Here is an 8792-nt window from a genome sequence, read left to right on the forward strand (position 1 = left end):
GGAGAGGCGTTTTCTGTTTGGTTTTAGGTTTCTTCGTCCAGTTCCAGATCCATGGGCAGGATCAGATCCAGGGGGGCCTCCGGCTCGGCCACCAGGCGGCGGCTCTGGTGGAAGATGGCCCGCTCCAAAGTATTCCGGGCCATCCGGCCGTTGCCTGCGGTCCGGCTGTCGGTTTCCTGGCGGCGGCGGTAGTAGTCCAGCAGGGGGGCGATGCAGCCCTCGTCCAGCCGGTAGCCCTTGCCCTTGGCCAGGGACTGGGTGATCTCCATCAATTCCTCGGCGGTGTAGTCGGGGAACTCGATCTGGTTGGGGAACCGGCTGGCCAAACCACTGTTGGCCGCCAGGAAGTCGGTCATCTCTTTGGTATAGCCCGCCAGGATCACCACCAGGTCCTCCCGGTGGTCCTCCATTCCCTTCACCAGGGTATCAATGGCTTCCAGCCCAAAGCTGTCCTGCTCCCCCCGGCAGAGGCTGTAAGCCTCGTCGATGAAGAGGACGCCCCCCAGGGCGCTCTCGATCACCCGGTTGGTGAGAGGGGCGGTGTGGCCGGTGTAGCGGCCCACCAGATCTCCCCGGCTGACCTCGATCAGCTGGCCGCCCCGCAGGGCACCGATGGCTTTCAGATACCGGGCCACCAGCCGGGCAATGGTGGTCTTGCCGGTGCCGGGGTTGCCGGTGAAGATCATGTGCATGGAAAGTCCCTCGGTCTTGAGGCCGGCGGCGGCCCGCCGCTTCTGGACCTGGACATGATCCGCCAGGCCAAAGACGTAGTCCTTCACCGGCTGGAGGCCCACCAGGGCTTCCAGCTCCTGCCGGACGGCGTCCACCGCGCCGGTGTAGGCGGCGGGCAGCAGGTCAAAGAGGGGCGCAGGGGCCCCGCCGTTGACGCTGAACCAGAGGGAACCTTCCCGCACCGAGAGGGAAACCTTTCCCTTTTGGAGCACGTCTTTTTGGAGGCAGTATTCGCTCAGCGCCCGGAAGATCCGGTCACAACAGCCGGCCAGCCCCGCCGCGCCCTCGGCCCGGGTGCACTGGGCGGCCACATAGTCCCGCACCTCGGCCCCCGCCGAGAGGGTCAGCTTGAGCTGGCGGGCCACCCGCTGGCTCAGGGCGTTGAGCTGCTGGGCCGCCAGGGCCGCCAGGCTCTCGGGGGCGAAGTCCCGCGTCCGACAGACATCCCCCAGGGCCGCCACAAACCGGGTGCCGAAGGTGTCCGCCAGGGCCTGCCGCCCCTTGTGGGAAAAGAAGATCAGGTATTTGCCGCAGGGGTCGATCCGGCTGATGGCCCCCGGCGCCAGAGAGGCCCCGGCGTCCACCAGAATTCCCTCCCGGTTCACCAGATACCGGGAGGTCAGGGGGGCCGAGCCCTTGGCGGCCAGATCGGCCAACGTCTTGAGGAAAGCCGGGCAGCACTGCTCGTAGTGCTCGAAAATCACAATTTCCCCCGGGGCGTGGAGGGCCGCATAGAGGTCCTGCAAAAAGAGTTTTTCCGCCCCGGGGTCGGGGTAGAGGGACAGGTCCAGCACGGCGCAGGCGTCGCTCTGGAGCAGCCCCCGGGCCGCCATCCGGCCCGCCAACTCCCGCAGGGCAAAATGCCGCCCGGTGCCGCTGCGGCCCGAGATCAGGATCACGTTCCGGGCCCGGGGCGGCTCCACCCCCAGCACAAAGGGCCGGCGCATGGCCCGCACCAGCTCGTCCACAAACTCGTCCTGCCCCAGCACCGTCTTTTTCACCTCGGCTGCCAGCCCCTGGAAGCTGCCCAGGTGCTCGGGCGGGGTGTCGGCGGTGCCTTTAGCCAGGAGGCCGTCAGCCTCCATATCCTTGAGCATCTGGCGGCTCTCGGCCAGGGCTTTCTGGGTGGTGTCGTCCTGCTTTTTCAGCTTGGTGTTCTGGGCCCGCAGCAGCTCGTCCAGGGCTTTCTGCTGTTCCAGCAGGGTTTTATTCAGATCAGGCAGGCTGGCCGGGGCCTTCTTCGCCTCCGGTTTTTGGGCGGGCGCACCGCCGGAGCGGACCCGCCCCCCTGCGCCGAACACATCGTTCATCAAACTTTCCCAGTCGTCGTGATAACCCATAGCTGCCTCCCGATCGTATTTCATTCAGTATAGTGTACTTTGGCGCTTTTTGCAAGCGTCCCAGGGGCGGCCCTGCCGGGGAATCCGGGATCTTTTCGCCGCAGAAATTGGGCCCCACCCTTGCAAATACAGGTTCTGTCGTTTATCATAGTATTATCATGAATTTTGAAAAGAGGGCCGCCCGCCCCGCCCAGGGAGCCATCGCTCACGGCTCCGGGCTCCCCGGGCGGCCCACAGCAGAAAGGTGTGGCTGGAACGTGAGCGCTAACAACTCTGTGGACCTCAAGGCCCTGTTTGAGAGCGAAGAGTTTGAGCGGGAATTTTTGTACGACGGCCCTCTGGGGCCGGACTACGCCCCCCAGGGCACCCATTTGCGGCTATGGGCGCCCACCGCTCTGCGAGTGTCGGTGAACCTCTACCGCCAGGGCGACGGCGGGTTCTGCATCGGCACCCTGCCCATGGAGCGGCGGGAGAAGGGCACCTGGACCCTCTATCTGCCAGGGGACAAACACGGGCTGTATTATACCTTCACGGTCCAGACCGAGGAGGGAACCCGGGAGACGGGGGACCCCTATGCCCGGGCGGCGGGGGTCAACGGAGTGCGCAGTATGATCGTAGACCTCAAGCGCACCGACCCGCCCGGCTGGGCCCAGGATCACCGGCCCCAGATCCCGGCCGCCCGGCGGGTGATCTGGGAGGTCAGCGTCCGGGATTTTTCCCAGGACCCGGACAGCGGCGTGCCCCGCCGGTGGCAGGGGAAATATTTGGCTTTCACCCTGAACAGCACCACCCTGGAAGGGGGCAGCGCCTGCCCCACCGGGCTCAACCACCTGAAACGGCTGGGGGTGAGCCACGTCCAGCTGATGCCGGTTTTCGACTTCGGCAGCATAGACGAGGCCAAACCCCTGCGGCGGCAGTACAACTGGGGATACGACCCCACCAATTATAACCTGCCCGAGGGCAGTTATTCCACCGACCCCTTCCACGGGGAGGTGCGGATCAAGGAATTCAAGCAGATGGTCCAGGCCATCCACCGTGCGGGGATGGGGGTGGTGATGGATGTGGTCTACAACCACACCTACCGGTACGAGAATGTGCTGAACGACACGGTACCCTATTATTTTTTCCGCCAGAACGAGGACGGAACCTTCTCCAACGGGAGCGGCTGCGGCAATGAATTCGCCTCCGAGCGGTCCATGGCCCGGCGGTACCTCATCGACTCGGTGCTCTACTGGGCCAAAGAATACCACATCGACGGCTTCCGGTTCGACCTGATGGGGCTGTACGACGTAGAGACCATGAACCTTCTGCGGGCCGAGCTGGACAAGCTCCCCGGCGGGGAAGAGATCCTGATGTACGGCGAGCCCTGGCAGGGCGGGCTGAGCCAGCTCCACCGGTACGAGGCCAACAAGAACAATTTGCAGATGCTCAGCGAGCGGGTCGGCATCTTCTGCGACGACACCCGGGACGCCATCAAGGGCAGCTGCTTTGAGGCCCGGACCCCCGGCTATGTCCAGGGGCGGCCGGGAGGATTCTGGGACATTGGGGCGGCGGTGGCGGCCTGGTGCCGGAGCGACCGGCTGAGCCCCCGGGCCCCCAGCCAGATCATCAGTTATGTGTCGGCCCACGACAACTTCACCCTCTGGGACAAGCTGATGCTGGTGCGGTACAAAAAGCCGGATTTTACGGCCAACGACACCATCGCCCTGGCTCAGAACCGGCTGGCGGCGGGCATTTATCTAACCTGCATGGGCACCCCCTTTATGCAGGCGGGGGAGGAGTTCGCCCGGACCAAAAAAGGGGTGGGCAACAGCTACCGTTCCCCCGCCGCCCTCAACCAGCTGGACTGGAAACGAGCCTCCCATTATCGGGGCCTGGTGGACTATTACCGGGGGCTGATCGCCCTGCGGTCGGCTTTCCCCCGGCTGGGGGCGGGCGACATGGCCAGCGCCAACGCCATCGAGTTCTTCTCCCTGGAGCCGCCCCTGGTGGGCTGGCAGCTGGACGCCGTCCCCGGCGACGGAGCCGCCTGGCCCACCCTGCTGGTCTTTTACAACCCCACCGAGAATTACAAGACGGTGCCCCTGCCGCCGGGGGAATGGCGGCTGCTCTGCGACGGCATCTCCTCCAGCCTCTGGCGGGGCGAAGTCCTCACCCGCCAAAACAAAACCTCGCTCCTGCCATACAGCGCCACCATCCTGGGGCGCTGGGCCTAAATAGGGAGACGATGCCGCTTTTTCGAGAAAAAGCGGCGCAAAAAGCTTTTTCCCCAAATCCGTGTTCTGCGGGTTTGGGGATTTTTTATCCCATTAAAAACCCCCGGCAGAAAGGGATCAGCCTTTCGCCGGGGGTGGTTTTCAGATTATCCGATTGTTATACTTCTGCGCCCACAATCAGCCGGACCGCGCCGTAGATGCCGGCGTCGTTGCCCAGGCTGGCCTGCTTGATGGGGGTTTCCCGGCAGGAACGGAAGGCGTACTCCTTGTAGTGGGCAATCAGCGGGTTAAAGAGGACATCCCCGGCACGGGCCACGCCGCCGCCCACCAGGAAGATCTCAGGGTCAGTAGTCTCGGCGATGATGGAGAGGGCCAGACCCAGGGTATCGGCCATCTCGTCCACTTCCCGGGCGGCCAGGGCATCGCCCTCCCGGGCAGCATCAAAGACATCCTTGGCCGCAAAGTCGGTGTCCCGCAGCACACAGGGGGTATCGGGGTTTTCTTCCAGCAGTTTCTTCATGCAGCGGACCACGCCGGTGGCGCTGGAGTACTGCTCCAGGCAGCCCCGCTTGCCGCAGCCGCAGGTAGCGGTCTCGGTGCGGTTCACCGTGATGTGGCCGATCTCGCCGCCTGCGCCGTGGGCGCCGTCGATGACCTGGCCGTTGACGATGACGCCGCCGCCCACGCCGGTGCCCAGAGTCACCATAACGGCGCTGCGGCAGCCCTTGGCGGTGCCCATCCAGATCTCACCCAGAGCGGCCACGTTGGCGTCGTTGCCCACCATGACCTTCAGGCCGTCCAAAAGGCCCGAGAGCTGGGCCGCCACGTTCTGCTGGCCCCAACCGCCCAGGTTGGCGCAGACGATGGGAACAATGCTGGCCTCCTGCACCGGGCCGGGCACGCCGATGCCCACGCCCTCCACCTGTTCCGGCTTAATGCCGGCCTGGGCCATCTTGTCCTGGATGGCCGCCGCCAGGTTGGGCAGGATCTTCTCGCCCTTGTTGGCGGTGTCGGTGGGCACCTCCCATTTTTCCAGCAGAGCGCCCGAGGTGGTGAACAGGCCCACCTTGGCCGTGGTGCCGCCCAGGTCGATGCCAAATGCGTATTCTTTCATAATTTTATACCCCTTTTCCCGCAGCCGTCCCGGCCGCGTGATTTACCGTGATTCCATTGCCCCTAGTATAGCATAAACGGCCGCAAAATCCAGCGCCCGGGCCCGATTTGATCCCACCGAAACAAAAAAGCGCCGCACTCCGAAAAGTGCGGCGCAAAAATCAAACGACCCTCTGTGACGGAAAAGAGGCTTAGTCCTCGTCTTCTTCCTCTTCGTCCTCGTCCTCGTCGCCCAACCCAAAGCGCGGCTTATAGAAAATCCGGCTCAGGAAGGTGCTGAGGAAGTAGAGCAGACACATGGGGATGGCCACCATGGTCTGGGAGAAGATATCCGGCGGGGTAATAACGGCTGCGATGAAGAAAATCAGCACGATGGCGATGCCGCGGCCTTTTTTCATCAGCTCAGGGCTTGCAATGCCCATCCGGGCCAGGATGATGGTGACCAGGGGCATCTCAAACACAACGCCGAAGATGATGAACACCAACAGGCAGAAGTTGAGATAGCTCTCAATGCTGATATTTGCAGTGATGTAATCGGTGCCTTCCAGGGATCCCAGGAAGTTCAGCATAAAGGGCAGGCTGATGGAATAAGCGAACAGCACGCCGATGCAGAACAGAACCAGGCCGAACACCAGCACCAGCCCGAAGAAAAACCGCTCGTTCTTTTTCAGGCCCGGCCGCGCAAAAGCATAGATCTGGTACAGCGCCACCGGCACTGTAACCACCACCGCCGCGATCAGCGACAGCCGGAAATACTGGATCAGTTTTTCCTGGGGAGCGATGAACACAAAGGTGTAGTTTGCCTTCAGGCCCATAGCCGTCAACAAATCCACCAGCCGGTCCGAAATGGTCAGGAACACGACCGTAGCGACTACAAACACCACCGCACAGACCAGCACACGGTTGCGAAGTTCCCGCAGGTGGCCGGTCAGGCTCATGCTGCCGTCGTCAGTCATAACTTCTGCAGCTTTTTTGTGTTTTATCTTTGTAGACATTATTCCTCGTCGCTGCCCTTCGTCTCGGCCTTCTTCTCGTTGGCGGGCTCAGCGTCATCGCCGTCGTCAATGCCTTCCTTGAAGCCCTTCATGGTCTTGCCGAACATCTTGCCCAGCTTCGGCAGGTTCTTGGGTCCAAAGATAATCAGGACGACGACCAGAATGATGATAAGTTCCTGTGTACCGATTCTCATAATTTGCTCTCCTTTTGCTTGTTGCTTGGCTTGCGCCGGGTTCCGGCGGCTCTGAAACTATTGCAACCGCAGGCGCGGATGCTGCAAAACATTACTGCGGCGCGGGGCCGCGGGCCACAGCTCAGACCTTGGCTGCGGGCTTCTCCTCTGCGGCTTCCACAGCCTCGGGAGCTTCCTCGGCCGGGGCGGCTTCGGCGGGCTCTGCGGCTTCCACAGCCTCGGCGGGCTTGACCTCAGCCGGGGCAGCCTCGGCCTCCGGCTTCTTGTCCGCGGGGACAGGCTCAGCCTTCTCTGCGGTCTCGGCGGGGGCGTCGGTCACAGCGGGAGCCTCAGCGTCCAGCTCTTCCAGCTCCTCCACCGGCTCTTCCTCGGCCTGCGCGGCCTCAGCCTCGGTCTTGCTGGTCTTGCCGATGCCGACAAAACTCTTGGTCACGTCCTTCATGCTCTCATCGATATCCTTTTTGATATCCGTCAGGGGAGAGATAGCCTCCTTGAGCGGCTGCTGGATCTCGTTGAGGGGCTCGACGATATTCTCCTGAATGTCCTTGGATGCGCTGCTGGTGTACTGGCGCAGATCCCGCAGCATCTTGCCGAACTTACGCGCATACTGGGGCAGCTGATCCGGACCGATGAACACGAATGCCACAACGATAATGACAATCAGTTCGGTAATTCCGATCTTCATAATGTACACAATTCCTTTCCGTCTGCCGGCCCGCGGGGGATCCCCCGGCCGGTTTTTTGATGGGTGTCTGAGTATTTTACCCTGCCCGCAAAACAGAAGAACAGGTCTGAAACCCGCGCTCCAAAGTTACGAACACAGACAGTATACCATATTCTGCGGCAGTTCACCAGATGCTTTCTGCAGTTTATCTCCTTTTTCGGCAAAAACCAAAGAACAGGTTACCGCTACACTTTTATCAAAAAAATGCAGACGGAGTGTGAGACGGCCGTGAATTTTCTGTGAATATTTTGCGAAAGCGCCCCATTCGCCCTCAATGGCGGTAGGCAATGGCCGCTGCAATCCGGTCGGCTTCCTCGGCGCCGGCCAGCTGACGCACCAGCTCCAGACCGAAGGGAATGGCCCCGCCCAGGCCGTAACTGGTAGTGATGTTGCCGTCCACGACCACCTCAACGTCCAGCACTTCGGCGCCGCCCAGCTTGTCCTGGAAGGATGCATGAGCCGTCGCTTTCCGGCCGTCCAGGAGGCCCAGCGCGCCCAGAATGCTGGGGGCGGCGCAGATGGCGGCTACCTTCTTGCCTGCCTTGCAGAAGGATTTGACGGTATCGGTCACCGCGGAGCAGGCGGCCAGGTTGGGGGTGCCGGGGATGCCGCCGGGCAGCACCACCAGATCCACGCCGGTATAATCCACCTCTTCGGCCAGGGCGTCCGCCGTCAGGGCAACGCCGTGGCTGCTGATCAGCTCCTTTTTGCCGGAAGCGGACGCCACCACCACCTCGACTTTGGCGCGGCGGAGTAGATCCACCACCAGAAGGGCCTCGCACTCCTCGGTGCCGTCGGCGAAAAAGACAACTGCTTTGCTCATGGTAATAACCTCCCAGATTGAATTGTTTGTGTAGACAGTATACCACAAATTCCCGCGCAATTTTGATTTTTTTATGAATTTATGGTATACTTTCTGGCCGAAGGAACACCGCCCCCCGGGGCATTGGATAGACAGGAGAATCACAGATGAAGCAAGAAAACCGGATGTTGGGCGGCCCCGGCCAGCCGCCCCGGGCCGAAAAATCCCTGAAAGAAGAGTTTGCCGAGCGGGAAGCCGAGCTCACCCCCGAAGAGCTGGCCCTGTTCAAACGCCGCAAAGAGGAGCTGACCGCCCAGTGGCTGCTGGTGGGCGGCTTCTGGGGCTGTGTGCTGGGGGCCCTGATCGGGCATTTCCTGCTGGACACCACCTGGCTCACCGGCATCTACACCGGTCTGCCCCTGGGGCTTTTGGCGGGCCTGGCGGCGGGCCAGATCTTCGGCGGTCTGGAAAAAGCCCTCATGCTGGAGCACATCGGCCGCTACGCCCGGCCGGACCAGACCCCCGCCCCCAAAGAAGGCGCCAAGGCAAAGCCGCCCCGCAGCTAAACCCTAAACAACAACAAAACCGCCCCCCTTGATGCATTGAACTGCACCCCATTTGTTAGACAGTATGGTATACTGGATAACAAGTGGGGTGTTTTATTATGCCAAAAGGA

At 62.1% G+C, this 8792-nt stretch carries 8 protein-coding genes; 2 read left to right on the forward strand and 6 right to left on the reverse strand.

Annotation, left to right across the window (positions count from 1 at the left end):
* Nucleotides 1–23: 23 nt before the first annotated feature.
* On the reverse strand, nt 24–2096 hold the full coding sequence (locus JCM17207_RS07305; RefSeq protein WP_238316953.1) for an AAA family ATPase: 2073 nt from the start codon (nt 2094–2096) through the stop codon (nt 24–26).
* A gap of 233 nt (nt 2097–2329) precedes the next feature.
* Here JCM17207_RS07305 and pulA point away from each other — a divergent pair, with 233 nt between their 5' ends.
* A complete protein-coding gene (gene pulA, locus JCM17207_RS07310) occupies nt 2330–4288 on the forward strand; it encodes a type I pullulanase (protein ID WP_238316954.1) in 1959 nt (652 codons plus the stop codon).
* Between the two features lie 157 nt (nt 4289–4445).
* Here the strand turns inward: pulA and JCM17207_RS07315 are convergent, their stop codons facing one another.
* The 5 genes from JCM17207_RS07315 to JCM17207_RS07335 all read right to left on the reverse strand — a co-directional run bounded on the left by JCM17207_RS07315 (nt 4446) and on the right by JCM17207_RS07335 (nt 8137).
* A complete protein-coding gene (locus JCM17207_RS07315; RefSeq protein WP_238316955.1) occupies nt 4446–5402 on the reverse strand; it encodes an ROK family glucokinase in 957 nt (318 codons plus the stop codon).
* Between the two features lie 190 nt (nt 5403–5592).
* Nucleotides 5593–6357, reverse strand: coding sequence for a twin-arginine translocase subunit TatC (gene tatC / locus JCM17207_RS07320; RefSeq protein ID WP_238316956.1), 765 nt, complete (start codon nt 6355–6357; stop codon nt 5593–5595).
* Between the two features lie 38 nt (nt 6358–6395).
* Nucleotides 6396–6590: a twin-arginine translocase TatA/TatE family subunit gene (tatA, locus tag JCM17207_RS07325; protein WP_238316957.1), complete on the reverse strand. Its 195-nt coding sequence runs from the start codon at nt 6588–6590 to the stop codon at nt 6396–6398.
* 121 nt (nt 6591–6711) lie between these two features.
* Nucleotides 6712–7275, reverse strand: coding sequence for a twin-arginine translocase TatA/TatE family subunit (locus JCM17207_RS07330; protein ID WP_238316958.1), 564 nt, complete (start codon nt 7273–7275; stop codon nt 6712–6714).
* A gap of 310 nt (nt 7276–7585) precedes the next feature.
* The gene (locus JCM17207_RS07335; protein ID WP_238316959.1) at nt 7586–8137 is read right to left on the reverse strand and encodes a DJ-1 family glyoxalase III; all 552 of its coding nucleotides are present in this window, start codon (nt 8135–8137) and stop codon (nt 7586–7588) included.
* A gap of 146 nt (nt 8138–8283) precedes the next feature.
* Between JCM17207_RS07335 and JCM17207_RS07340 the strand changes: the two genes are divergently transcribed.
* A complete protein-coding gene (locus JCM17207_RS07340; RefSeq protein ID WP_238316960.1) occupies nt 8284–8682 on the forward strand; it encodes a hypothetical protein in 399 nt (132 codons plus the stop codon).
* Nucleotides 8683–8792 lie beyond the last annotated feature (110 nt).

It is taken from the genome of Faecalibacterium gallinarum, from assembly GCF_022180365.1.
GTDB lineage: Bacteria > Bacillota > Clostridia > Oscillospirales > Ruminococcaceae > Faecalibacterium > Faecalibacterium gallinarum.